This is a genomic window from Marinobacter sp. 1-3A (assembly GCF_016597775.1).
Taxonomy (GTDB): domain Bacteria; phylum Pseudomonadota; class Gammaproteobacteria; order Pseudomonadales; family Oleiphilaceae; genus Marinobacter; species Marinobacter xiaoshiensis.
On record NZ_VCGZ01000014.1, the window covers coordinates 24,109 to 47,173 of the forward strand.

General features: G+C 52.3%; 24 protein-coding genes. 2 read left to right on the top strand and 22 right to left on the bottom strand.

Going from position 1 to position 23,065, the window contains the following annotated elements:
- Window positions 1-50: 50 nt before the first annotated feature.
- From FE848_RS17270 to FE848_RS17280, 3 genes are read right to left on the bottom strand one after another with little or no spacing between them, the layout of a single operon-like run.
- The gene (locus FE848_RS17270; protein ID WP_200205099.1) at window positions 51-1,577 is read right to left on the bottom strand and encodes a tripartite tricarboxylate transporter permease; all 1,527 of its coding nucleotides are present in this window, start codon (window positions 1,575-1,577) and stop codon (window positions 51-53) included.
- 2 nt (window positions 1,578-1,579) lie between these two features.
- Complete coding sequence (locus tag FE848_RS17275; RefSeq protein ID WP_200205100.1) at window positions 1,580-2,026, bottom strand: tripartite tricarboxylate transporter TctB family protein; 447 nt, start codon at window positions 2,024-2,026, stop codon at window positions 1,580-1,582.
- Window positions 2,023-3,000 carry a Bug family tripartite tricarboxylate transporter substrate binding protein gene (locus FE848_RS17280; RefSeq protein WP_200205101.1) on the bottom strand — a complete coding sequence of 326 codons (978 nt, stop codon included), beginning with the start codon at window positions 2,998-3,000 and terminating at the stop codon, window positions 2,023-2,025. Before FE848_RS17280 ends, FE848_RS17275 begins: the two co-directional genes overlap by 4 nt.
- Window positions 3,001-3,182: 182 nt before the next feature.
- On the opposite strand from FE848_RS17280, the gene FE848_RS17285 reads away from it, so the two are divergent.
- Entirely contained in the window at window positions 3,183-4,829 is a 1,647-nt protein-coding gene (locus FE848_RS17285) for a sensor histidine kinase (RefSeq protein WP_200205102.1), read from the top strand.
- Window positions 4,808-5,491, top strand: coding sequence for a response regulator (locus tag FE848_RS17290; protein ID WP_200205103.1), 684 nt, complete (start codon window positions 4,808-4,810; stop codon window positions 5,489-5,491). Before FE848_RS17285 ends, FE848_RS17290 begins: the two co-directional genes overlap by 22 nt.
- 8 nt (window positions 5,492-5,499) lie before the next feature.
- Here FE848_RS17290 and FE848_RS17295 read toward each other — a convergent pair whose 3' ends face one another.
- The 19 genes from FE848_RS17295 to fba form a co-directional block, all read right to left on the bottom strand.
- Window positions 5,500-6,327 carry a hypothetical protein gene (locus tag FE848_RS17295; protein WP_227714533.1) on the bottom strand — a complete coding sequence of 276 codons (828 nt, stop codon included), beginning with the start codon at window positions 6,325-6,327 and terminating at the stop codon, window positions 5,500-5,502.
- 5 nt (window positions 6,328-6,332) lie between these two features.
- Window positions 6,333-6,899: a tellurite resistance methyltransferase TehB gene (gene tehB / locus FE848_RS17300; RefSeq protein WP_200205104.1), complete on the bottom strand. Its 567-nt coding sequence runs from the start codon at window positions 6,897-6,899 to the stop codon at window positions 6,333-6,335.
- A gap of 50 nt (window positions 6,900-6,949) precedes the next feature.
- The gene (locus FE848_RS17305; protein ID WP_320159521.1) at window positions 6,950-7,717 is read right to left on the bottom strand and encodes a metallophosphoesterase family protein; all 768 of its coding nucleotides are present in this window, start codon (window positions 7,715-7,717) and stop codon (window positions 6,950-6,952) included.
- Window positions 7,718-7,750: 33 nt separating this feature from the next.
- Window positions 7,751-8,218, bottom strand: a complete 468-nt coding sequence (locus tag FE848_RS17310; protein ID WP_200205106.1) for a DUF1643 domain-containing protein — start codon at window positions 8,216-8,218, stop codon at window positions 7,751-7,753.
- 3 nt (window positions 8,219-8,221) lie between these two features.
- A complete protein-coding gene (locus FE848_RS17315) occupies window positions 8,222-8,584 on the bottom strand; it encodes a VOC family protein (RefSeq protein ID WP_200205107.1) in 363 nt (120 codons plus the stop codon).
- Window positions 8,585-8,641: 57 nt separating this feature from the next.
- Window positions 8,642-8,812: a hypothetical protein gene (locus FE848_RS17320; protein ID WP_200205108.1), complete on the bottom strand. Its 171-nt coding sequence runs from the start codon at window positions 8,810-8,812 to the stop codon at window positions 8,642-8,644.
- Window positions 8,813-8,858: 46 nt separating this feature from the next.
- A complete protein-coding gene (locus FE848_RS17325) occupies window positions 8,859-9,077 on the bottom strand; it encodes a VF530 family DNA-binding protein (protein ID WP_200205109.1) in 219 nt (72 codons plus the stop codon).
- Window positions 9,078-9,270: 193 nt separating this feature from the next.
- Complete coding sequence (locus FE848_RS17330; protein WP_200205110.1) at window positions 9,271-11,652, bottom strand: glycerophosphodiester phosphodiesterase family protein; 2,382 nt, start codon at window positions 11,650-11,652, stop codon at window positions 9,271-9,273.
- A gap of 89 nt (window positions 11,653-11,741) precedes the next feature.
- Window positions 11,742-12,605, bottom strand: coding sequence for a phytanoyl-CoA dioxygenase family protein (locus FE848_RS17335; protein ID WP_200205111.1), 864 nt, complete (start codon window positions 12,603-12,605; stop codon window positions 11,742-11,744).
- 158 nt (window positions 12,606-12,763) lie between these two features.
- The gene (locus tag FE848_RS17340; RefSeq protein ID WP_200205112.1) at window positions 12,764-13,669 is read right to left on the bottom strand and encodes a transporter; all 906 of its coding nucleotides are present in this window, start codon (window positions 13,667-13,669) and stop codon (window positions 12,764-12,766) included.
- Between the two features lie 30 nt (window positions 13,670-13,699).
- A complete protein-coding gene (locus tag FE848_RS17345; protein WP_200205113.1) occupies window positions 13,700-15,136 on the bottom strand; it encodes an APC family permease in 1,437 nt (478 codons plus the stop codon).
- 10 nt (window positions 15,137-15,146) lie between these two features.
- Entirely contained in the window at window positions 15,147-16,766 is a 1,620-nt protein-coding gene (locus tag FE848_RS17350; RefSeq protein ID WP_200205114.1) for a class I adenylate-forming enzyme family protein, read from the bottom strand.
- Window positions 16,767-16,817: 51 nt separating this feature from the next.
- Window positions 16,818-17,252: a MaoC/PaaZ C-terminal domain-containing protein gene (locus FE848_RS17355; protein ID WP_200205115.1), complete on the bottom strand. Its 435-nt coding sequence runs from the start codon at window positions 17,250-17,252 to the stop codon at window positions 16,818-16,820.
- A gap of 15 nt (window positions 17,253-17,267) precedes the next feature.
- Window positions 17,268-18,137, bottom strand: a complete 870-nt coding sequence (locus FE848_RS17360) for a MaoC/PaaZ C-terminal domain-containing protein (protein WP_200205116.1) — start codon at window positions 18,135-18,137, stop codon at window positions 17,268-17,270.
- A 323-nt stretch (window positions 18,138-18,460) separates the two neighbouring features.
- Complete coding sequence (locus FE848_RS17365) at window positions 18,461-19,057, bottom strand: TetR/AcrR family transcriptional regulator (protein ID WP_200205117.1); 597 nt, start codon at window positions 19,055-19,057, stop codon at window positions 18,461-18,463.
- 156 nt (window positions 19,058-19,213) lie between these two features.
- On the bottom strand, window positions 19,214-20,296 hold the full coding sequence (locus tag FE848_RS17370) for an endonuclease/exonuclease/phosphatase family protein (RefSeq protein ID WP_200205118.1): 1,083 nt from the start codon (window positions 20,294-20,296) through the stop codon (window positions 19,214-19,216).
- A 64-nt stretch (window positions 20,297-20,360) separates the two neighbouring features.
- The gene (locus FE848_RS17375) at window positions 20,361-20,732 is read right to left on the bottom strand and encodes a DUF805 domain-containing protein (RefSeq protein ID WP_200205119.1); all 372 of its coding nucleotides are present in this window, start codon (window positions 20,730-20,732) and stop codon (window positions 20,361-20,363) included.
- Between the two features lie 191 nt (window positions 20,733-20,923).
- Complete coding sequence (locus FE848_RS17380) at window positions 20,924-21,409, bottom strand: RDD family protein (RefSeq protein ID WP_200205120.1); 486 nt, start codon at window positions 21,407-21,409, stop codon at window positions 20,924-20,926.
- A gap of 579 nt (window positions 21,410-21,988) precedes the next feature.
- Window positions 21,989-23,053, bottom strand: a complete 1,065-nt coding sequence (fba, locus tag FE848_RS17385) for a class II fructose-bisphosphate aldolase (RefSeq protein WP_200205121.1) — start codon at window positions 23,051-23,053, stop codon at window positions 21,989-21,991.
- Window positions 23,054-23,065: the final 12 nt, after the last annotated feature.

The following is a 23,065-nucleotide window of genomic DNA, read 5'->3' on the forward strand; positions in this document are numbered from 1 at the left end:
GCCCGGTGCACATCTTTTATAATACCCGCCGAAACGGCTGACCTTGGCGCTTAGTCGCTAACAGGCCCTTCCTTTATCGCATTGCGCATTCGGCGGCGCAGAATCGGCCCAACCAATGTCGGCAACACCAAACCAAGTCCGGCTACCAGCCACAATCCTATCGACAGGGGGCTCGACCAGAGTGTGGTCCAATCACCGTCAGACAGAATCAGCGCATGGCCCAGGTTCTTTTCCATTTCGGGCCCTAACAACAGGCCCAGAATAATGGGAACCAAAGGAATTTCCAGCTTTCGCAGAACATAACCGCCAACACCAAACAGAATCATGAAGTACAGATCAAAGGTGCTGTGGCTGATGGAGTAGATACCTACAAACGCCACCATGGTGACGATTGGCAGCAGGTACATAGGCGGTACGGACAGCAGCCTTACAAACACTCCGATCATCGGAATGTTCAGTATCAGCAGCAATACGTTACCAATCAGCAGTGCGGCGATTACACCCCACACGATATCCGCATTCTGGGTGAACATCAGAGGCCCGGGCGTAATATTGAGGGAAATCAACATCGCCAGCAATACTGCTGTAGTACCACTTCCGGGTACACCCAAGGTTAGCATGGGCACCAAGGCACCCGACGCGGCACCATTGTTACCGGCTTCCGGCGCCACTACACCACGAATATCACCTTCTCCAAAGCGGCCTTTTTTGCCGAGCACCGACTTCTCAAGGGTATAGCTTATAAAGCTTCCCAATGAGGCCCCCGCGCCTGGCAGAACTCCGGCAATAAAGCCGAGCACACCACCACGCAGCTGAGTGGGAATTGTCGATACAATCTCTTTGAAGGTCAGCGTCAGCTTGCCCATATTCACTTTGCTGCGGCCTTTGCCCATGCGTGCTTCTACAAAAAACAGAAGCTCGGATATGGCAAACAGACCCACAATCGCCAAAATGAAATCGATGCCCTCATACAGCTCCAGCACGCCCCCGGTGTACCTCTGGGTACCGGTAGAGATATCGATTCCCACTGTGGAAATCATAATGCCCAACGCAGCTGCGATCACCGTCTTCATCGGGTTCTTGCCGGTTATGCCTCCCAGCGTAGCGAAGGCGAGCAAGAACAGCGCGAAGTATTCCGCCGGCCCAAAGGTCAGCGCAAAGCGAGCCAGCACTGGCGCCAGCATGATCAGCCCCAAGGTCCCGATCAGACTGCCCGCAAAGGAGGCAATCGCCGAGATTGCCAAGGCATCTGCCGCACGGCCTTTTTTTGCCATGGGGTAGCCATCAAGGCAGGTCATCATGGCTGGCTCATCGCCCGGGATATTCAGCAGGATCGATGAAATCCGGCCGCCGTACATGGCACCCGCATAAACCGATGTGAGCAGAATCATTGCCGTTTCAGGCGGCAAGCCCAAGGTAAAGGCAAGAGGTATCAGAATGGCCACACCATTCGCCGGGCCCAGGCCTGGCAGGCAGCCAATCAGGGTGCCCACGAAGGCACCAAACAGCGCAAACATCAGGTTGTACGGCGTTAACGCCACCGCAAACCCGTCCATCAGAAAGCCAAGTGTTTCCATGGTTAAAAGCCCCCCAGCAAGCCAGTGGGCAGGCTCAGAGACAAGCCATAGTTAAACAACCCGAACACCACAACGGCACTGAGCAGCCCAATTGCAAACGCTGATTTAGCAGGTGCCCCCATGCGCCAGCTCAAAGCGCCAACCGCCAGGGTAGTGGAGATAACAAAGCCCAATGGCTCGAGCAGCAGCGCGTAAACCACCAGCACAATGATCGAAACCACCAACTCCAGGGCTGTTTTCCCAACAGGCCACTGGGTATCGGCATCCGGCTTGATCATCAGGTACAGGCTCCCCACCACCAGCACAACGGCCAGCATGGTGGGGAAGGTTTCCGGCCCTACCCCCTCGGTACCACCGAAGGGTTCAGGCCACTGTTGCGCCACCCAGCCATAGGCAACCGCCAGCACCAACAGGCACAAGCCCAGAATACGGTCGCCCAGGCCAGTCATTTCAGTAGACCAATTTCCCGGGACAGGGTTTCAATGTCCTGCACCTGGTTGGTTACAAAGCTTTCAAACTCACCGGCTTTCGGGTGGAATGAAATCAAGCCGTTATTTTTCATGACCGCCTTCCACTCATCGCTGGCGTAAAGGGTGTCGACTGCGTCTACCCAATACTGCTGCGCTTCTGCGGAGGTGTCTTTTGGCATGTAAAATCCGCGCCAGTTAGGGCCGAGGGCATCAATGCCCTGCTCACGAGCGGTAGGAATGTCGCCGAACTTGCCCGGCAGGCGCTCTTCTGACAGCACCGCCAGCACGCGCAAATCACCGGATTCCATAAAGCCAGTGGCTTCGGATACGTCACCCGTGAATGCGTCCACCTGGCCGCCAACCACTTGTGTCATGGCTTCGCCACCGTTGTTGTACGACAGGTAAGGAATAGAAGGCAGTTTCTCAGCACCTGCAGCCTTTGCTGCTATGAGCACCTTGAGGTGATCCCAGCCGCCACGGGCACTGCCGCCAGCGAATTTGACTGATCGCGGATTCTCTTTCACCGCATCCATCAGCTGGTTCAGGTTTTCATATTTTGAGTTTTTGCTTACCGCGATAATGCCGTAGTCTGCGCCCAAAGCGCCAACCCACTTAACCATGGAGGCATCCATCCCCGGGAACTGCTTTTGAGCCAGCCGGGTGGTAGTAGCGGTAGAGGCCGCAACAATCAGTTTGTCGTCGTTTTTACGCTTACTTACGGTGTGGGCATAAGCAACACCGCCACCTGCGCCCGCCATGTTCACGGTTTGTACTGAACCACTTACCAGGTCCAGCTCCTGCATAACCTTACCCACACTGCGGCAGGTAAAATCCCAACCGCCGCCGGGGTCAGCCGGTGCCAGACACTCAACTTTTCCGCTGGGCTCCCAGGCCATGGCAGACATACTGAACGCAGCCGCTGCTGCAAATGCTATTGTTGTTTTGAAAAACATATTGATCACCTCGTTGTTGTTTCAATAAACAGACTAGAAGGCAATCCGTATTTGCTGAAGTTTGCGGGCGTAACTCACTTAAAAAAACTACTGTGCTTTTTGTTCATAAAGTTCACGGGCAAACCCGGTTGGGGTGTTTTACCCTGAACCTTGCCGCCAATAGACGATTCTGATTAAAGCCTATGCCTGCAAAGCGACGCACAAAACTCAAAACCCGCATGATTCTCACCCTCGGCCTGGTGAGCGTGTTGCAAACCCTGCTTATTGGCCTGTTTGCCGGCTACTACCTGAGCGAATCCCTATACAACGAGATTGGCCAGCGCGCCTTGATGGTGGCTAAAACCATCGCCGCAAGCCCTGCGATTATCAACGGCATTCAGCAACGCAACGTTGAGGACCTGAACACCCTCACCCACACGCTTGCCACTACCAACGAAGCCCTGTTTATTGTTATTGGTGACCACGAGGCCATCCGCCTGGCCCACCCTTCCCCGGCCCGCATTGGCCACTCCATGGCCGACGATGATGGCGACTACGGCCACCAGGCCCTGGTGGAGGGCGAAGGCTATATCGCCCGCGCCATGGGGAATCTGGGCGAGTCCATGCGCGGCAAAGCCCCGGTATTTGACCCCACTAATGGCGCCATAATCGGGATAGTGTCGGTGGGGTACAGCGTGGCTCAGGTAGAAGCCACGGTTCAGCACTATAACTTCATACTGTATGGCGTTCTGGGCGTAGTGTTGCTGGTGAGTATTCTCGCGGCAGTGGTGATTGCCAGCCGCTTCAAACGTGCAATTTTTGGCTTGGAGCCAGAAGAAATTGCCGGCCTGTTCAAGGAGCGGGACGCCACACTGCAATCGGTGCGAGAAGGCATTATTGCCATCAATCGCGACGGCATTATAACCACGGTAAACCTCGCAGCTCTGACTACCCTGGGCCTGGATGAAGACACTCCAATAGCCGGACGCGCCATTCTGGATGTACTCCCCGAAAGCGACCTGATGTCGGTATTGAGCAGTGGCATACCGGATTTCGATCGCGAGGTATGGCTTCGCAACAAGCAGATGGTGGTCAACAGACTGCCCATGCGCCAGGGCGACGACATTATCGGAGTAGTGGCCAGCTTCCGCCTGCGCAACGAGCTGGATCACGTTAGCCAGCAACTCACCCACATCCAGCAATACGCCGATACTCTGCGTAGCCAGACGCACGAATACTCCAACAAACTGCACACCATTGCCGGATTGATCCAACTGGGCGCCTACAACGATGCGCTGGGGCTTATCGGCAGCGAAGTGAGTAGTCATCAGGCTCTGATTCACCTGCTGCTGGAGGCCGTACCAGACCCCATCATTGCCGGCTGCCTGCTGGGCAAACATAACCGGGCGCGGGAAATGGGCCTGCATCTGGACATAGACCCGGACAGCCAGATGACCGACCTGCCAGACAACCTGCCCCGCGATCAGCTGGTCAGCGTACTTGGCAACCTGATTGATAACGCACTGGAAGCCACCCGCCGCCACACTGGCCCAAACGGCAGAGTACAGTTGTCTATGACAGATCTTGGCCAGGAGCTGATTTTTGAAGTGGAGGATCAAGGCCCCGGTGTCGCACCGGAACTGCAAAACCAGATTTTCGAGAAGGGCGTAACCAGCAAAGCCGGCCATGAGCACGGATTTGGGCTACATTTGGTACGCAAGTTTCTGGATAGCTGGGGCGGCTCGATTACGGTGGAAAACCTGAGCGTGGCTGGTGGCAGTCGCTTCACTCTATACTTACCCAAAAAACCAACAGGCAGGAGCCCATCGTGCCCCCCATCCGACTGCTGATCGCCGAAGACGACCGCCAGATTGCAGAAATCCAGCGCCGCTTTGTGCAGCGCCTGGACCAGGTGGAACTGTGCGGCATAGCCCATACCCTGGCCGATGCCCGGGAACAGGCTGAGGTACTGCAACCCGATCTGATATTGCTGGACGTGTATTTTCCCGACGGCAGCGGGCTGGATTTATTGCGCGAACTGCGCGCCAGCGACAACAGCACCGACATAATTCTGATCACCGCCGCCAAAGAAGTGGAAACACTACGCACTGCCCTGCGCGGCGGCGTATTTGACTACATTCTGAAGCCACTGGTATTCGAGCGCCTGGAAGAAGCCATCAACCGGTTTCGCGACCATCTTGCGCGCCTGTCGGCACTAAAACTCCTGGGGCAGGATGAAGTAGACGCCATACTCCCACGCAATTCCGGCGACACAAACCAGGATCACAATCACCGCCTGCCAAAAGGCATTGATGTTATAACCCTGGACAAGATTCGCGAACTGATTGCCGGCGGCAAGCCCTGGAGCGCTGAAGAAGTGGGCAACGCCATGGGCGCATCCCGCACAACTGCCAGGCGTTATCTGGAATACATGACAGGCACAGGCACCGTTGTGGCCGAAGTCAGCTATGGCAGCATCGGCCGGCCAGAACGGCGCTACAAAAAGCTGTAAACCACGCTCTACTTTGTGCGAACAAACACCCAGTTGGTCCCGACGTTGTCGCACACAATGATACTGCGATCGATGGTCACACACTGAGCCAGGTTTTCTGGCAGTTCATCGTGATAGCGGGCTTTCACGCCCAAAGTTTTTCGATCCTGCTTGAGCAACTCGTAGGTTTTCTCCATACGCTCGGAGAAATCCACGCCGCCGCTTTCAAGGGTGTGAAAGGCGTTATGAAATGCCGTGAAGCTCATGGTGTTTGCGCCAAGACCAATAGCCAGCATTTTGGGGATGTAACGATCATAAGCAGTTGAAAGGTAGGATCGCACGGCCTCATCATCACTACGAGCGCCGTTGAAAGGCACGATTCCCAGGCGGTTACCCGGCTCCAGAACACCATCTTCCAGTGATGCCAGCGTGCGATTTCCTGCTAACTTGAAGGCCGTATTCGGGCACTGAATCAACTCTCCCCTCAATTGGCAATCCGCCAAGCCTTGGGCAACCGACGGTTCAGAGACGGACTCCTTCGCCGGTTCCCGCTGCGGTTCGGCCGCCGCTGGCTTGCGTGCGGGCTTGGATTCAGATTCACGCCCGGCCGAAACCTCAGGCAGTGTAAGGCTCAAACGCTTGGCAGGCTGCCGTAACAACAGCGCCTGCACCTTTGGGTCATTGCGTTTGAAATCCACCATAGAAGGAAGCCCTGCACCGCCTCCAAGTTCGACAACCTCGCAGTACAGACGCTCCAGGTCAGACTGGGCAGACGCCAGACAAGCGTCATTGGCGCCTGCGGCCGAGATCCAACCAGTGGCAACTATCATGAGCAGTTGTTTTTGATAAGCGATCACTGCATCTAACCAGGTTTCCGCGCCAACATGGTAGCAAACTGCAACTGGGCACCATTATGCATGGTGCCCAGATCCTCGTTGTACTTAACCAGCTCCCATCCCTCATAAGCTGTTCTCAGCTGCCCCGATTCAAGGGTAAACGGGAAGGGAACGGGACATGGGTATTCCGGGGTATTCATGGCGCAAACAATCAGGTTATAGCCACCGGGCAGAGTGCGCTCTTGCATGTCAGCAATCACAGCACCCACACGGGCCGGATCGAGAAACATCAAGGTGACAGTGCAGACAATCAACCCATAATCCGCCCCAAGCTCGGCGTTATTGATGTCGTATACCTTCGCCTCAACATTGGCGATCCCCTCTTTGCTGACAATTTGCTGCAGCATGTTGATAGCGCCGGGGTTGTTGTCCACAGCGGTTACGTCAAAGCCAAGCTGGCTCAGGTATAGGGCGTTACGCCCATTGGAGCAGCCCATATCGAGGGCTTTGCATGGTTCAATAACCTTGCACGCCTCTACCAATTCACTGTGCGCAGGGTTCAAACCGTGCCGGCTATTCAGATCTGTTGTCATGACATCCACTCGACTTTTAATTGAGGCATCCATCATACTTGTTTATGGGCTTACACCTCAATAATTCTGTCTGCAGCAAACAGCGGTGGGTCATATTCTCTGGGATAAGCACCGGGGTTGGCGAATACGCGAGTACCTTCAACCTGCAAATCAACGGGCTCATGAACATGGCCGTGAACCCACAGATCCATCCTCCCCATCAGCGCCCGCAAGTTCGAAGCAAAAGCTGGCGACAGGGAGTCGCCCTGGTACTTGGGCGGTATACACTCTGGCAAGGGTGCATGGTGGCTAACCACCACTCGCGGCCCGGGCACAGGCTCGCTTAATTCTGCCTCAAGCCAGGCGATGGCTTCGGCATGCAACCTCTGGCTCTCATCAACCGTAAACACCTCACCTGCTGGCTGCTGGATAATTCGAAAATCCGGCATGAACGCCTGGGCGCGCTGACGGGTGCCCACTGGATCATCGTTAGGTTGACCAGAATACAAAGCAAAATCTGTCCATAGTGTGGTGCCGTGAAACCGCACGCCATCAATATCGACCGTATCGTTATCTAGCAGGTGAATCCCTAGTCGCTGGGCTTCGGCACGCAATGCTTCACGGGCCTCGGGCATGCTGGTTCCGTAGAACTCATGATTACCCGCAACGTAGATAATCTCCTGCTCACCAAACCGCTCTGCCGCCCACGCCAGGCCTTCCGTTGTGCGGTGGATATCACCGGCCAGGATAACCACATCCGCAGCCACCTCAGGCAGTTCACGACCTTCCTGAAAACACTCAACGTGCAAATCAGACAGTATTCGCAAGCGCAAAGTCACATCTCCTCGGAGAACCGCTATAAATCGCGGTTTTTAATCACTCATTGGCACGGGCTTTCTATCCGCTTTTTGATACAGCGGGTGCGCTGGCTCACCTGACTTGTTCAACTTCAAACAGTGCAGGTTCGGCAGAAGCCCCTTCACCTGATCAGAACGGCCCAGAAATGAACCATCATTTCCCCACGCAGCCACAACCAAACCCGCATCGCCAGACAGCTTTATTAGCCACTCGTTATTCTCAGAGCCTATCGGATCCTTTGCTGCCTTCATATCATTTGGCGCAGTGGCACGAAACGCAAAAATGTTGGCCATGCACACACCACCAAAACCCCATGCTTTCGCATAGTTGATGCATCGGATTAGTGTTGGGTCGTCAGTTGTCTCATCCGCAGTGGATGGGTTGAGCCCAACAAACATTACATAGGGTTTCGATTCATCCCATGTTCGCCACAGGGCGAAACGGTATTTCCTGCACTCGGATAATTTAGCTGTGTTTTTCAATGCTTACTCTCTGCTCCCTTCTGACCAAACGGCATATTCATTGCCACTCGGATCACTAAAATGAAAACGGCGACCACCGGGGAAAGTGAAAATATCCAGAACAACCTTCCCTCCAGCCTGCTTCACTTTTTCGAGCGTAGCTTCCAGATCGCTACTATAAAGAACCACCAACACACTTCCGTTGCTGGTCGTCGCCACATGGTCTGATTTAAAGAATCCGCCATCCAGACCCGCGTTCTGAATTGCAACGTACTCAGGGCCATAGTCGATAAACGCCCACCCGAACGCATCACCAAAAAATTTCTTTGTGGCGTCAAGGTCTCGTGACGGCATTTCCACATAGTTGATTTTACCGGTCTCTTTCACGGCTTGCCCCCTTATGCCTATTGCAAAGAACCTTGGTTGGCCTGAATCTGTGCCGTACTAGTCCTTTTTATCAATCGTTATCTCAATCGTCTTACTGCTGCCCGCGAACCATTTCTGCACATACAAAGTGCCCACAATAGGAGCCGTGCCTTCATCAGGTACCTCCTTATAGCGCACACTGTTTTTAGTTTCTTTCTCGTACTCAAACATGACTACTTTTTTCGACATGACATATACCTGATAACGAATAACGTATGCCTTCGCGGCGCCAGCCTCAAGCAAACGTTGAAATATACAAACCCTCAACCTTATCCCTGGCCCACTGGGTTTTGCGCAAAAACTTCAGCGATGACTTAATCGAAGGATCGCTTTTGAAGCAATTGATGTTGATCCGCTGAGCCAGCCCTTCCCAGCCATAATGTTCTTGCAGCCGTGTTACGACTTGCTCCAGCGTAATGCCGTGCAGAGGGTTATTCGGTTGTTCATTGCTCATACTTTAATTTCACCATTGGTTAGCTGCCTTTTTCTTGCCACACAGGAATAGCGTAACGCCAATCGACCCGGGAACTAAAGAGAAAGCGGCCGGTTGCCTGACAAGCCTTGCTCAAGCCAACAAAAAAGGCACGGGGAGTATGCCCCGTGCCTTTAAGGTAGTAAAAATCGCTTGGTGCTACCCAAGACTCATTTTAGTTGATGGTTACTGCCACACGCGCGCCAATCACGCGATAAGCCGCTCCGTTGCCCAGCGTGTATTCATACACGGGAAGAAGGGTCGCCGTGCCGGGCGCTGTAAACATAAGCGAAGCACCATCGTTGGTGTAGTCCGCTGTGCTGGCCAGCACAATGAAGCGATTTGCTTCAGCCGCCTGAGTTTCACCCAGCTGCGTGGTCAGGGTCACATCCACTGCCACGCCAACATTGGCTGCTACATTAATGTTACCCACCACCGGATCAACGCTTACGGGGTAATCACTAAACCACTGGGCGTAATCCGTCGTCATGCCATGGGTGCCCGCAAGGTAGTAGCTTTCTGCCTCGGTTTGATCCCGGAACGTCCAGGGCCAGAAAGTTGTGCCACGGTGCCTGGAAGCCTCCATAACCGACGGCGACAGGTTTTTATAGGAAGGGTTGAACGTAGACGAATACAGCTGCGTCGCTTTCAGGATCTGGCGCAGGTTTTTCGTCATATTGCTGTCGGTAGCAAAGCCGGTCAGGAAACCACCGGAGACGCCGGGCATCACTTCTTGCAACTTCAGCAACTGATCGGAGTTGAATGAAATTACGATAACCTGGTCCCAAACGTCATTGCGATCGATTGCCTGCTTCAGGTACTCCACTATCTCAAGCTTGCCGCTCTTTATCTCGATGAAGTGAACCACCTCTTTACCTTTCAAGGCAGTAAAGAACTCGTCCATTGTCGGCACATCGTGTGCGCCTTCCACCGTCAGCGCTTTCAGTTCATCCAGCGTTTTTTCCTCAACCGGCCCTGTGCCGTCGGTGGTCCTATCCACGGTGCCATCGTGTATCACGACAATGTGGTTGTCCTTGGTGAGGTAGATATCGGATTCAACCGCATCCGCTCCCAACTCGGCGGCTTTCACAGCGCCAGCCACGGTGTTTTCTGCCACCAGTGATGGCACACCTCGGTGACCCACGATCAGCGGCTTTCTCAACAGGGTGTTTTCCGGCAGTTTGGCCAGGAACTCTTGGGCCTGCTCGGGTGTATCCGTCACCAAGCCATTCACACCGGCCAATAGCACGTCAGTGGTTTGCTCGTTGGTTGGCGCTACCAGACTGCCCCAAACAGATACCAGACGGTTCTGAAGGTATATCACAGAGGCTTTATCCAGCAGAGGCGCCGGCAGTATCGCAATCTTGGCTTTAGCCCGATTGGTTTCCTGCGTGATGCTCAAAAGATCTGCCGGAGCCGTTGTCAGGCCCGCACCCGTGAAATCCATCGCCGCGCGAATCATCGGCATTTTTACCCGTGCATCCCGCAAAAGCTCTGCACTGTTTGATACCAAGGTGATGTCGAACAGCTGATGCTTCTCTACCACAGGAACCAGCGCATCCACGGCGGTCTGAGAGGTCACATAAAACATCGGCAGCGCGTTGAACTGCTCACCTTCAAGAAGGCTGTCCAAATATCCCAAACTGCCGCCGTCTTCGGTCGTCAGCATCAACTGGTCGTCGAGCTTCAAGAAAATCGGGAGGGACGGCTCTAGCGCCAGTTCAGCCAGGGTCGGCACTGCGGTAGCAATGCTCGGAGCCATGGAAGCGCCAGTATCCAGCTCTGCTACTTCAGCCATCGGCGACAATGGCGGCAGTGCTGTTAATTGCTCGGTCACGGTCACTTCATCAACCCGAAGAAGACTACCGGCCGCCTGGAAAGCCACACCCCCTTGGGCAAACTGGCTGTCCAATTCAGAATCCTGCATCAACTGCCCATTCAGGAAGTGCTGAACCCGATCGCCATGGGCAACGATTGTGGCGGTGTACATCTGGTCCGACGCAATGTTTTCTGAATACCGTTGTTTGTCTACAATCGCCCACTCGCCCTGGTTGCGTAGCGCATGCTCTGTACCGTTTTCAGCAGTGGCTTTCTGGCGAATCGCCATTTGATAGTAGGGCTCGACACCCATGCCTACGCGATACTGGAAACCAACCCAGCGAGTGTCAGTGTTTGCTTCCTGAATCGTAAACACAACATCAATGCGGTAGTTGCTTTTATCCTGAAGCGACTCGGGCAATTTCAGGCTGACGGGGGTGTAGTTATTTCCCCGGCCGTCTACAAACAGGCTGCCATTGTTGGTGTAAAACATATCCTCCGTGCCGCTCATGGCTACCCAACCTTCGGGCAGCTTGCCGTCGGCCACGGCTTCAAAGTTTTCCTGCAACAACACTTTAGAATTGGGTTCCGGTTCCGGCTTCGGATCTGGTTCCGGGTCAGGCGTCGGGTCTGGTTTGGTTATTGGGGAATCAACACCGCCGCTGTTGGAACCGCTGTTACACCCGGCGAGACCGGCAATGGCCGCCAACATCATCACGTAAAGGAACTGCTTGCTCATGCTTCACTCTCCGTTGCTGCTCAAATCGAGAGGGCAGCATACGGAAGGAAAATGACGGGGCGGTTGCAGGAATAAGACACAGCTCTGTATTAGCTGCCTTTTGTCTTACCACTCAAAGTACGCTTGGGATGCATTCCATTCACCATGCCCATAAAAGGCGGATGAATCGAATAGCCAACCATGCTCAGTAGCTGTTCAGGAATGGCGGCCAGGGTTTCCTGGCTTAATTCCAGAAAGAAGTTTTCCTGCGGACGAAGCCAGGGCTCGCAGTACTGGCATGTAACAGCCAACCGGGATGCTGCTGACTGGTTGCTGCCGCCACCGTGCCAGGTTGTACCAAGGAAGAAAACAACCGACCCCGCAGGCATGACGGCTGGAACGACCTTGCTGCGATCGGTGACTATTTCCTGTCCAAGCAGATGGCTTTCCGGGATGAGAACCGTTGCACCATTATCTTCTGTGAACTCATCAATCGCCCATACCGTAGCGGCGCCAAGGGGCTTGCGTGGGCGGGGTATGGGATAGAAGCCATCATCATAATGCAGCGGCTGGGCGGCTTCTCCCGGCAAGATGTTGATTATTTGAGCTTGGCTAAGCAGGTAATTTGGCTGAAACAGCCGGTTCAGAAGGCCCGTAATTCTCGGGTGAACGGCAAGGGTGTCAATAACCCGGGTTTGTTCCAGAACATTGTAAACCCGCTGTGTTTTCACGCCCTCAAAATTATTGCGCCCGGGCTTATTCAGAAGCGGCGAGGCTTCCGCACGGATGGATTCCAGCTCTGAATCACTGAGCAACCCTTCGATAATCACATACCCGTTTTTCTGCAGGGTTTCGAAATCCTGAGCAACTAGCGCTTTGGTTGCTTCCGCCTCGGTGGGCACATACGCCTTGTGTTTGCGTGCAAGGTCGCCTTGCAACTCAGCAACGGAATCAATGTTTCGAGTTTGATCCACTTTCGAGTGCTCCTGATAACGAGCGTCGGAAGCCTCCAGGGCTCCGGAAGATGCTTGATGAAACAGGATAACGCCAACTAACTAATGAACCAAAGAAAAAGCGGCTGCTTGCAACGCAAACAGCCGCTCAATATTACGTTTCTTTCCGAGGGCAGAGCTTAGAACATACGCGCCCATCGCAACTCAACACCATTTACAGCGAAGCCATTGCGCGCCTTGGTATTGTGCAAATACGATAACTTCAGCTGGTCTCGCTGGCCAATAATAGCCGCATAAGTAACCGTTAGATCCTGGTTATTATCGCGACCGCCGGCTTTAACACCATCAAGATACTCCTGACCACCTTGCCTCCAGGCATAGCGCATGCCTAAAAAGTGACTATTTGTCCAACTTGTTGCAGGCAGGTCTTGCGAAAACAAAACTGCGTATCGATCAGAGCGATCTTTCTTTAATGTTTGCCCAAAATAGCGATCGTTAGGACTGTTCTTTTTAAACTCATACCACAGTTCAACGTATGTGCCACTTCCAAAACGTTTGGTGAAGTTAATATCCGTTAGTACTTTGTAAGCATTTTCGCCAGGCGAAGTGTTCGGCTTGTTCTCGTTGTAGCTTCCCCACGGAAAACTGATATATGGCTCGATAACAAACCACATTCCATCTTCGTTGTTGTCAACAAGCCATACCGCATTTGAAAACACAGGATCACTAAAGCCAGTCGTTGTTTCTGGACTGTCAAAATTAGAGCTTAGTTTGGTTCTAATCAACGAGCCCGATACTTTGCCCATCATTGTCAAACCAAATAACTCGTAAAAATGCCCTACTACGAGTGTGTCCGCCAGAAGATCAGCTTCTAAACCCAGCCCAGTGACACGTTCGCCATCGCTATAAAAGCGATCTGCCTTACCTGCCCGCAGAAAGTTCACCATAAAGGTGGTCCCTGCAGGCATAGACGTATAGTCACGTGTTTGCGCATCACCAAAATCTGCCAAAGCATTATTTGCAAACAGCAGTGATGTTATGAATAGCAGTGAACCAACAATATTTTTCATTTTATATAGACTCATAAATTTCTCGATATTTATATTTATAATATTTTATGAATTTTGTGCTTTTGCTTTAGCAAAAGCCTCATAACTATCACCCAACATATCTTCCAGGTTGGCCTGCTGAGACTTATCTTTTCCGGTAAACAAATAGACCAAAACACCAAATACTAGCCAGCTACATAAAATCATGTACTCGACATTGCTTTTAAGTGTCATACCCGTGCCAGGCAATAAATTTGCAGCGATAATCAGCAGTGCCGCAACGCCACCAATAGCGGGGAACCACGTTAATCTGACCCGATAAGGACGATGCAAACTGGGTAGGGTTTTACGCAGGCGATAGAACGTAAGCACCGTCAACAGCCACATCATGGCCACATAAACACCACCAACATTCAACAACCACACCAGGCTTTTCGGACCTAACCAACCCAATGCAATACCAATCACTGTGGTAAACAACAGCGCATTACGAGGAATGCGCTGCTCATTATCAATGCGCGCTAAAAACTTAGGCAGCAAGCCCGCTCTTGCGAGCGAAAAGAGAAGGCGAGATACGGAGGAAAACACAGCAAGAAAGGTTGTTAATAGCCCTAGCACGCCGATGGCAAAAGCCAGGTACGCTATAATCGGAAAACCTGCGTGTCGGAACGCATCAATGGTACCGCTAGAAAACGAGGCCGTTGTTTCCCAGGGAATCACCCACGCTGTAGCCATGAACATTAAGGTGTAAAAAGCACCCGCAATAACTACAGAAAGGATGACGATTCTACCCACCTGGCGTGCAGACACGCTTGCCTCTTCTGCGAGAATCGCCACAATGCTGAACCCTGTCAGGAACCCCAAAGCAGGCAACACGAAGGAGAAAACCGAGCTCCAGCTGGTTCTTCCTGTTAGCTCCTCGTTAAACGCTGGGAGAAAGTTACTAATATCACCATGGTCAAATCCCACAAAAACCACAGCAAGCCCAAGCACAACAATGGTGATAAACATCATTACCTGGATAGAAAAAGCGACGGTTGTGCCGTACCAATTCATCCATAAGTTAAGAAACAACATACCCAACCCGATCATGAGTACCGGTAGGTGTATGGCCTCGCCACCAATACTGTAAAGAGGGATGGTATTGAGAGCCGGAATGACTTGCCCCAACAGGAATCCCGTTGCGGTCACGTAAAATGCAACGATCCCGCAAAACACCCCCACAGCGAGCCACCCCATCAGAAAACCAACAGGACGGTTAAACGCAAGGTAAGCATAAACAAACTCTCCACCAGCCCTTGGGAAGCTGGAGGTCAGTTCACTAATCGCCAAAGCCACACAACACGCCAGGAAGGTTGCCAGTAGCATGCCAATGATCACGCCACCCGCACTAAACTCAGCAAATAACTGGCTTGATAAATACACAAAACTTGAGCCAATAAGTCCCGCCGCACCCACCGCAACAAGCGCGGTTCCGCTTAACGTTTTTTTCAATTCAGCCATCATGACACCTCTATTTATTTTGCTTACGAGCGATCTCGCGCAATTTTTGTTTGTCGATTTTGTCATTGCTTAAACGTGGCAAAGTCATCACCGAGAAGGCTTTAGGTATTTTGTAATTGGCAAGGCTGTTGCGGGCGTGTTGCTGCAGCTGCTCAACATCGATGTCTGTTACCGCTTCCAGAAACGCAGCACCGACTTCGCCCCATTGTGGATCGGGCCTGGAAACCACCACCGCAATTTCAATTCCCGGATAGCTTTCCAGGACCTGCTCTATTTCACGCGGATAAACGTTATAGCCACCGGATTTATACATTTCGCTAACGCGGCTAAACAGAACCAGGTTGCCGTCATCGCGCAATTCACCAATGTCGCCAGTGCGCAACCAGCCATCCGCAGTAAACGCTTCCGCAGTAGCCTCGGGTAAATTCAAATACCCCGCCATTACGCTGGGGTGCTTAACGCACACTTCGCCGGGCCCCTGCTCACCTGCCCAACTGCCGTCTTCCGCTAAAAAGCGCAGGTGCAGTTGTGGATCCGGGCTACCAACAGTGTTGGTGAGTACTTCCTCACTGGCATCGATCGGGGTGTAACTCACAGAGGAGCCGACTTCCGTCAGGCCGTAGGTGGTCATCACGCGACACCCCTTGGCACGGTATTTATCGATCACTGCGAGGGAAAGTGGACCGCCGCCCCAGCCCACCAGCGCTAAACTGGCTAATGAATAGGTATTAAAGTTTGGGCTGGCCGCCAGCATTTGCAGCTGGGTGGGAATCTGGAACAGCGCCGATACTTTTTTGTTCTCAATCAGCGCCAGGTTTTCTTCCACGTTAAAGTTTTCAGAAAAAACCAAAGAGCCTTTGCTATAGAGCGTTACGGTGCACAAGTCACCTACACAACCAATATGGTTGATGGGCAAATTAACCAGCACGCGAGGCTGCTTGACACCCCACTTCAGTGATTGCACATGCGCTAAGCGCGACAGCCCGGAATGGCGTATCCTGGCGCCTTTTGGCTTACCCGTTGTGCCGGACGTGTACACAATCATCGCCGTATCTGAAGGTGCTACGCTGTCACGCGCTTGCTGCAGAACCGCTGCATCACAACGACCCGCCTCTTCAATGAACGCCGTCCAGGGTATGATGCCTTCCACATTGCTTACCGCATCATCACACTGGTTCAAGGCAACAACAGGAGGCTTTTTCTCAGCACCAAGGCCTTCATAAACCGCTTCGAGGCGCTGCAATAATTCCGGAGCACTGTCACCCACAAGCGTGAACACAAGAGCGGGTTCTGCATCGCCAATAACGTGACTTAGCTCATGCACGGTATATCTTGGGTTAAGCCCCAACCACACCGCACCAATTGAGCTGGCTGCCAAGTAGGTAACAAGAAACTCCGGGCGCGGGGTACACAGTGTGGCAACACGCTGGCCGGGCTGAATGCCAAGTGCCAACAATGCCTTGGCGGTGGCTTCAACCTGCTGCCAAAGCTCCTCGTAAGACAGGGCCTGTTCGTTAAACAGGCACACCGTCATCTCGGGGTCCGTCTGTGCATAGTGCTCGATGTTTTTAAAGACAGGCGGCAGAGCACTCGTGTCGATATCTGCCCACCAGTTTTTTGACTGGGTCATCATCTTTCTCTTGTGTTAACTGGATACGTGAATAAACGATCGTGAGCAGCGCTAATCCGCCTTCAGATGCAGCAAAAGCAGATCAGCCACCATGCAGGGCTTTTCTTTGCCACGAACGTGCATGGTGTTGCGCGTGGTAATCAGGCGCCCTTCTCCATGCGGCTTTTCATCCAGAAATTCTGATGTCACGCGCACTTCATCACCGATCATCACAGGGGTAATAAAGCGCACTTTGTTGAGGCCGTAGTTGAAGCCATATTCTTTGTCTGACTGCCGCTCCACGTACTTGAAATGGAAGTAAAGCAACATGCTTAACATCCAAAAGCCGTCTACCAGGTCGCCGCCCAACGGGTTGTTGCGGCTCACAGCCATATCCACATGCTTCTCATTGAGATAAGTGGATGTGGCGAACTGGCGAACTGGCTCTTCTTCAACCAGCAACCATTCGCTGGTGAAATACGGTGTTGGGGTTTGAGTGTCTGCCACGGCTAACCTCTCGAATTAGTGTTCGGCCAGTGCAAAGTAACCGCTGCTAATAGCCGGCTTGTTTGCGTCAGTCAGGAGCTCAAAGCGGAAATGCGAAGGCTGGTTTTTAGCGGCATAGACATTTAGCGTGACCTCAGATGGGCAAAGCACCATCGCGGCCAGCCTGCCAACAAAACGCTGCACCTGCTGCGGATGCCCCTTCGCTTCATGATTCACCAGCGAGCTCACCACCAAAGCGAACGTGCCGGTGCCGTGCAAGATAAGACCCGGCAAATCAATAGATTCAGCCACGGCTATATCGGTATGAATGGGGTTGTAATCGCGGGCACACTCAGAAAACACATGAGCAGCTATTGGGCTAAGAACAATTTTTTCGCTTCGATCAGGTTGCTCGCTAAAGGTATGTTTCTCCAGATATTCCACAGGCGCAGGGCCTTCAGCCTTGCTAGCCAACGGCACGCCTCGGTAGATGATTTGCGTTAACGAAGAAGCAACTAATTCCTGATTACCATCCCTTGTGTTAACCCGTATGCCGAGACAGGCACCTGCGGGATGCTCGAACACAGACTCCACACTCGCCACACAGCTGATCTTGTCGCCGCTACGAAGAGGCCGAATAATTTCCGTATCGTTATAGCTGTGCACACCACGATCACGCTCTTCCGGCAGCAGCATCTCCAAACATTCATGCAGCCCAACAATCGCCTCCCACTCCAGGTGCGACAAATACGCAGGGTGCGCGGGCAGCAATTTGCCACCTCGGTTGTCTAAATAAACCGGGTTTTCATCACCAACAGATGCGGCGTAATTCATTAGCCAGCGGTCTTCCAGCGTCTCAGAAACACCAGGGCCTGCCAGGCCAATCATGGATATATCCAACGGCATGTATCTCTTCCTATTGTTATTGAAGCCACCCGATGACCAAGGAACTTCCAAACCCAAGTAATTACTTATCTTCAAGGCTAGCAAACCCAGAAGGCCATGGCAATGACTATTACACTTCAATTAGTTAGTCGGTTTACACAGGATTTAAAGAAGGAAATAACTGACTGAAAACATAAGCTTTTACTGTTTTTTTTTGGCGTGCCGGACAGAAACAGATAGGCTATAAAAACATCGAAAGGACGCCACAGAACACGATCAGGAATAAGGGCTAGTGATGGCAGGATAGAGGCGAGCAGTTTCTGCTCATACTGAACCGCAGTCGGCTACTTCAGGTAGCACTTGAGATAATTCAGCAGCAGCAGTTTCAATTCTTGTATGAGGGATTCGTTATAGGGCGACAACGCAAACGCATCATCTATTACCGTTGTTGTTGTAAGTGTTACAGTTCGAGCTATGGCCGAAAGCAGGGTCGTAGGTAGTGCGTCACTATGGGCCTGCAGCCCAGGGAGAAGCGCATCAATGGCACGAGCATTAGTTTCTTCATCCAGATAGCGGAGCTCAGGGGCGCTCATAATGGCTGCGCGCAAATAGAGGCTATCCGGATTATCACACCGAAACTGCACCAGTGAATCAATGGCGTCTTGCAACCATATTTGCCAATTTCCAGTGTGTTCAAAACGCTCGGTGTTATCAATCAGATAGTTCAGGCGCGCTTCTTCGAACTCTTTAGCCACCTGGATGATGATTGCGGCTTTGTTGGGGAAATAGGTGTAAAGCGTAGCCACATTAATCCCTGCACGAGTGGCTACTTTGTTCGTGGTCAATCCGGCGTAACCTTCTTCGCTTAGCACCTCTAATGCCGCATCAAGAATTTTTCGCACTGAACGTTGCGCACGAGACTGCACAGGCTGGCGATACATTTTTGACTCCTTGGCCTCACTCATGCGAGCTGGATCCTCATTACGCTGTATTTGATGCAGCGGATTTTAGCCCATCTCGCCAAGAACTTCAGGTGTATAGGGCAACGCTCCTGCTCCCAATTATATAAACGCCACCAGCTGCATTCAGATCATTATCTATTCACCCGGCGCAGGTACATCCTTCGAATCGACATCCTGTTCGTCAGCGATGAAGTTAGCCCAGGACTTATCATCGGCGTCGGCCTTCACTCCCTCCTGATCCTCACCCCGCACAGGGCTGAACGACAACTCGGTGAACAGCGCAAAATGATCTGAACCATAGTAGGGCAAGCGCTTAATCGAACTCACGGTGAAATGGTGACTATGGAACAGGTGATCTAATGGCCAGCGAAGAAACGGGTATTTGGCGTGAAAGGTGTTGAACATGCCGCGCCCTACCCTCGGGTCCAGAAGCCCACTGAGCTTGCGAAACAAACGTGTGGTCGCTGACCAGGCCACGTCGTTAAGATCCCCTGTCACGATTACAGGCTGGTCGCTGTCTACGATGGTTCGGGCAACAATCACCAGCTCGGCATCCCGTTCGGCGGATTCGGGATTCTCAGTGGGGCTTGGTGGCGCAGGATGAAGAAAATGCACACGCACCTGGTCGCCCGTGCGCAGCTTGAGCAGGGCGTGCATTGATGGAATGCCCTCTTCAACGAGGTAGGATATTTCTGTTTCATCAAGCTGCAAGCGGGAGTACACATGCATGCCGTACAGGTTATCCAGAGGACATTTCATGCTGTAGGGCATGTCCTGTTGCAGGGTATCGAGATGACCCTGCCACCAGGCGTCAGACTCCAACGTTACCAGTACATCCGGTTTGTATTGGTTGACCAACCGCAGCAAGGCATCGGCTTGCTTGTTGGGTGTTAGTACATTGGCCGTGAGAATGCTTAGTTTGCGATCCGGGCTGGGGGATTTTTCTGCTTTAACTTCCGCTCGCCAGAAAACGGTATATGGCAGCACCCACCACAGCTGCCAAGCCAGGCAAACCGCTGTGGCACTCACAAGAATCCAGGGCTGCGCTTTTGCATGATCCAGGAGCAGGACTTGAATCAGGATTAATACTGCTGCGATGACAGCCAGTTGTAGGCGGGGAAAATCCATTCCCCTTACAAACCAATGGGGATGGCGCGACAACGGTAATAAGGTAGCCGCGACCAGCAAGCCGGTCGCGATTAAAACCGCTAACTCCATAATTCCCCCTTTGACTGTTCAGAGGACGGGTGCACATGCGCGCACCCGCCCCTGAACTGCACTATCAGGCGGTTACCGCCTTTGGATTCGCGCCGTACTGGTTTTGCCCAGGTTTACTGTCCAGAAGCATAAACACCAGTAGCACGATTGCACCGATAAGCGGAACAAACATAATCAGAAACCACCAGCCACTCCGGCCAGTGTCATGAAGCCTGCGCACGGTTACCGCTAGGCTGGGGAGCAATACGGCCAGTGTGTATAGCCCGCCAAGCAAGCCCAACCCGGCTGCTTGGCTAAATGTTCCAGTAACCCCATCAATTGCTCCAAGAGCAAGACTGATGATGATATTGAACAAGACAAACCACCAATATTCCGATCTTCTCGCTCTGCCGTTGAATACGGCGTATTTCTTTAAGACTTCCAGATACCAGTTCATTCAAATTCCCTTTTTATGCCCCGGTTTTATTGGCCAGGCGACAGTGGGGCGTGCTGTTGGCTGGTGGTAGGTGCACATTTGATATTACGTTCTCAATATCAGGGCAAAGTCCGATGGTTGCAGTATGTCTTCTACCAAAAGGAATCGCAGCTAATATGCTCCATCCCGGCTTGATTGATATAAACTAGTTCTTAGCTTTCTGTAAACTCAACACTTTGAACGCCTCTGTTCTTTGGGCGGATCACGACGGTACCTGCCATTTTGTCGTGCCAACCCTGCTTCTTGCTATCCCAGGCCACCCAGAACAAACCCAAAAATAAAGGAATGGTAGAAACAACATATCCAATATAGCGAATAACCGACTGTTGAGCTGTAGGGCTATTTCCAGTCCGAGCATCAACGACAATAGCTTTTACCGCCATTTTTCCTGGCGTTGCTGACTTATACATCCAAAACAACACTGTCGCGACAAAAGGCAGCACATAGGATACTAAAAAATCAGCGCCACCCAATATAAAATCATCAGAATAGAAATATGAGTCCCCGTAAATCATGTACAAAATGGGAACTGTAATACATAAAATAATAATACCGTCAATCAATGATGCTCCAACCCTGATCCAAAATCCTGCATATTCGTAAGCTGATCCAAACTTCTCTATTGCTTTACTGCTCATTTCAACTCCTTTATGAGTTTATGGTTGATGATTTTTTTCGTTGTACATGACGTGTAGAACATGGAAGACAAAGCAATTACATTTCATTTTCGATAAACAGCAGAAAACCTCATAAACTAAAAGGTAATATTTAACGCAACTTCGCTACCAAACACCTAATTTATTGCCAGCTTCTGGGATTAAGGCATTTTAGCATCGAGATTATTAAGACAAGTGAGTGTTGTAGATGAAGCCACTTCTTCACACTCGACTGCTGATTCGTATAGCCGTTCTAAGTTTTCTTTCAAACAGCAGTGCACCAGCCACAGACATCGCTGTGCCCAATAGGCTTAAATGAGGCGAAGTACCCGGAATTGAAATCGAGAATCTGGAGTCGTACTGAAGAGGTCATCGGCCGTTATCCTTAACTAGCAAGCGCGTCCATTACGAATAGCTGGTTACATTAGACTATATCGCGGCAATTTACCTTCGGCTTTTGCAAAATTTAGTTAATTCTAGAATGAGGGTGTTAACGAGAGGGGGTCTGGAGGGTATAGCACAGCCCCAGGCAAGACACCCGGGGCTGTGTTTCAAAGCAGCTTACTTAACTTTCGGGTCCAGCTCACCAGACTCGTAGCGCTGATACATCAGCTCGAGGTTGATGGGCTTGATCTTGCTAGCCTGGCCAGCACAGCCGAAGGCTTCGTAACGAGCTACGCAGATGTCTGTCATGGCAACCATGGTGGCCTGCAGGAATTTGCGTGGGTCGAATTCGGCCGGGTTTTGGGCCATGAAGCGGCGTACTGCGCCGGTGCTTGCAAGGCGCAGGTCGGTGTCGATGTTTACTTTACGCACACCGTGCTTGATGCCTTCTACAATTTCCTCAACCGGTACACCGTAGGTTTCGGGAATCTCGCCACCAAATTCGTTGATTACTTTCAGCCACTCCTGGGGTACGGAGCTGGAGCCGTGCATTACCAGGTGGGTATCTGGAATGCGGGCGTGAATGGCTTTGATCTGGTTGATGGCCAGTATGTCGCCCGTAGGTGGGCGGGTGAACTTGTAAGCGCCGTGGCTGGTGCCGATGGCGATGGCCAGTGCGTCTACGTGGGTTTTCTTCACGAAGTCGGCGGCTTCTTCCGGGTCGGTCAGCATCTGGTCCATGTCCAGAATGCCTTCGGCGCCGATGCCGTCTTCTTCACCGGCCTGGCCGGTTTCCAGAGAGCCCAGGCAACCCAGTTCGCCTTCTACAGAAACGCCACAGGCGTGGGCCATCTCTACGGTGCGGCGGGTTACGTCTACGTTGTAATCGTAATCCATAGGCGTTTTGCCATCTTCACCCAGGGAGCCGTCCATCATTACGGAGCTGAAGCCCAGCTGAATGGAGCGCTGGCACACAGCAGGGCTGGTGCCGTGATCCTGGTGCATGACCACCGGGATGTGTGGCCACTCTTCAATAGCGGCAAGGATCAGGTGGCGCAGGAAGGGGGCGCCAGCGTATTTGCGGGCACCGGCAGAGGCCTGAACAATAACCGGGGAATCGGTTTTGTCGGCGGCTTCCATGATGGCGCGCATCTGTTCCAGGTTGTTTACGTTAAAGGCTGGCACACCGTAACCGTGCTCGGCGGCGTGATCCAGCAGTTGCCGCAGCGAAATCAGGGCCATTTGGTTGTCTCC

Coding starts and splice junctions, on each gene's coding strand:
- FE848_RS17270 (WP_200205099.1), bottom strand. CDS start 1,577: ATGGAAACACTTGGCTTTCTGATGGACGGGTTTGCGGTGGCGTTAACG.
- FE848_RS17275 (WP_200205100.1), bottom strand. CDS start 2,026: ATGACTGGCCTGGGCGACCGTATTCTGGGCTTGTGCCTGTTGGTGCTG.
- FE848_RS17280 (WP_200205101.1), bottom strand. CDS start 3,000: ATGTTTTTCAAAACAACAATAGCATTTGCAGCAGCGGCTGCGTTCAGT.
- FE848_RS17285 (WP_200205102.1), top strand. CDS start 3,183: ATGCCTGCAAAGCGACGCACAAAACTCAAAACCCGCATGATTCTCACC.
- tehB (WP_200205104.1), bottom strand. CDS start 6,899: ATGACAACAGATCTGAATAGCCGGCACGGTTTGAACCCTGCGCACAGT.
- FE848_RS17320 (WP_200205108.1), bottom strand. CDS start 8,812: ATGTCGAAAAAAGTAGTCATGTTTGAGTACGAGAAAGAAACTAAAAAC.
- FE848_RS17325 (WP_200205109.1), bottom strand. CDS start 9,077: ATGAGCAATGAACAACCGAATAACCCTCTGCACGGCATTACGCTGGAG.
- FE848_RS17330 (WP_200205110.1), bottom strand. CDS start 11,652: ATGAGCAAGCAGTTCCTTTACGTGATGATGTTGGCGGCCATTGCCGGT.
- FE848_RS17340 (WP_200205112.1), bottom strand. CDS start 13,669: ATGAGTCTATATAAAATGAAAAATATTGTTGGTTCACTGCTATTCATA.
- FE848_RS17345 (WP_200205113.1), bottom strand. CDS start 15,136: ATGGCTGAATTGAAAAAAACGTTAAGCGGAACCGCGCTTGTTGCGGTG.
- FE848_RS17350 (WP_200205114.1), bottom strand. CDS start 16,766: ATGACCCAGTCAAAAAACTGGTGGGCAGATATCGACACGAGTGCTCTG.
- FE848_RS17360 (WP_200205116.1), bottom strand. CDS start 18,137: ATGCCGTTGGATATATCCATGATTGGCCTGGCAGGCCCTGGTGTTTCT.
- FE848_RS17365 (WP_200205117.1), bottom strand. CDS start 19,057: ATGTATCGCCAGCCTGTGCAGTCTCGTGCGCAACGTTCAGTGCGAAAA.
- FE848_RS17370 (WP_200205118.1), bottom strand. CDS start 20,296: ATGGAGTTAGCGGTTTTAATCGCGACCGGCTTGCTGGTCGCGGCTACC.
- FE848_RS17375 (WP_200205119.1), bottom strand. CDS start 20,732: ATGAACTGGTATCTGGAAGTCTTAAAGAAATACGCCGTATTCAACGGC.
- FE848_RS17380 (WP_200205120.1), bottom strand. CDS start 21,409: ATGAGCAGTAAAGCAATAGAGAAGTTTGGATCAGCTTACGAATATGCA.
- fba (WP_200205121.1), bottom strand. CDS start 23,053: ATGGCCCTGATTTCGCTGCGGCAACTGCTGGATCACGCCGCCGAGCAC.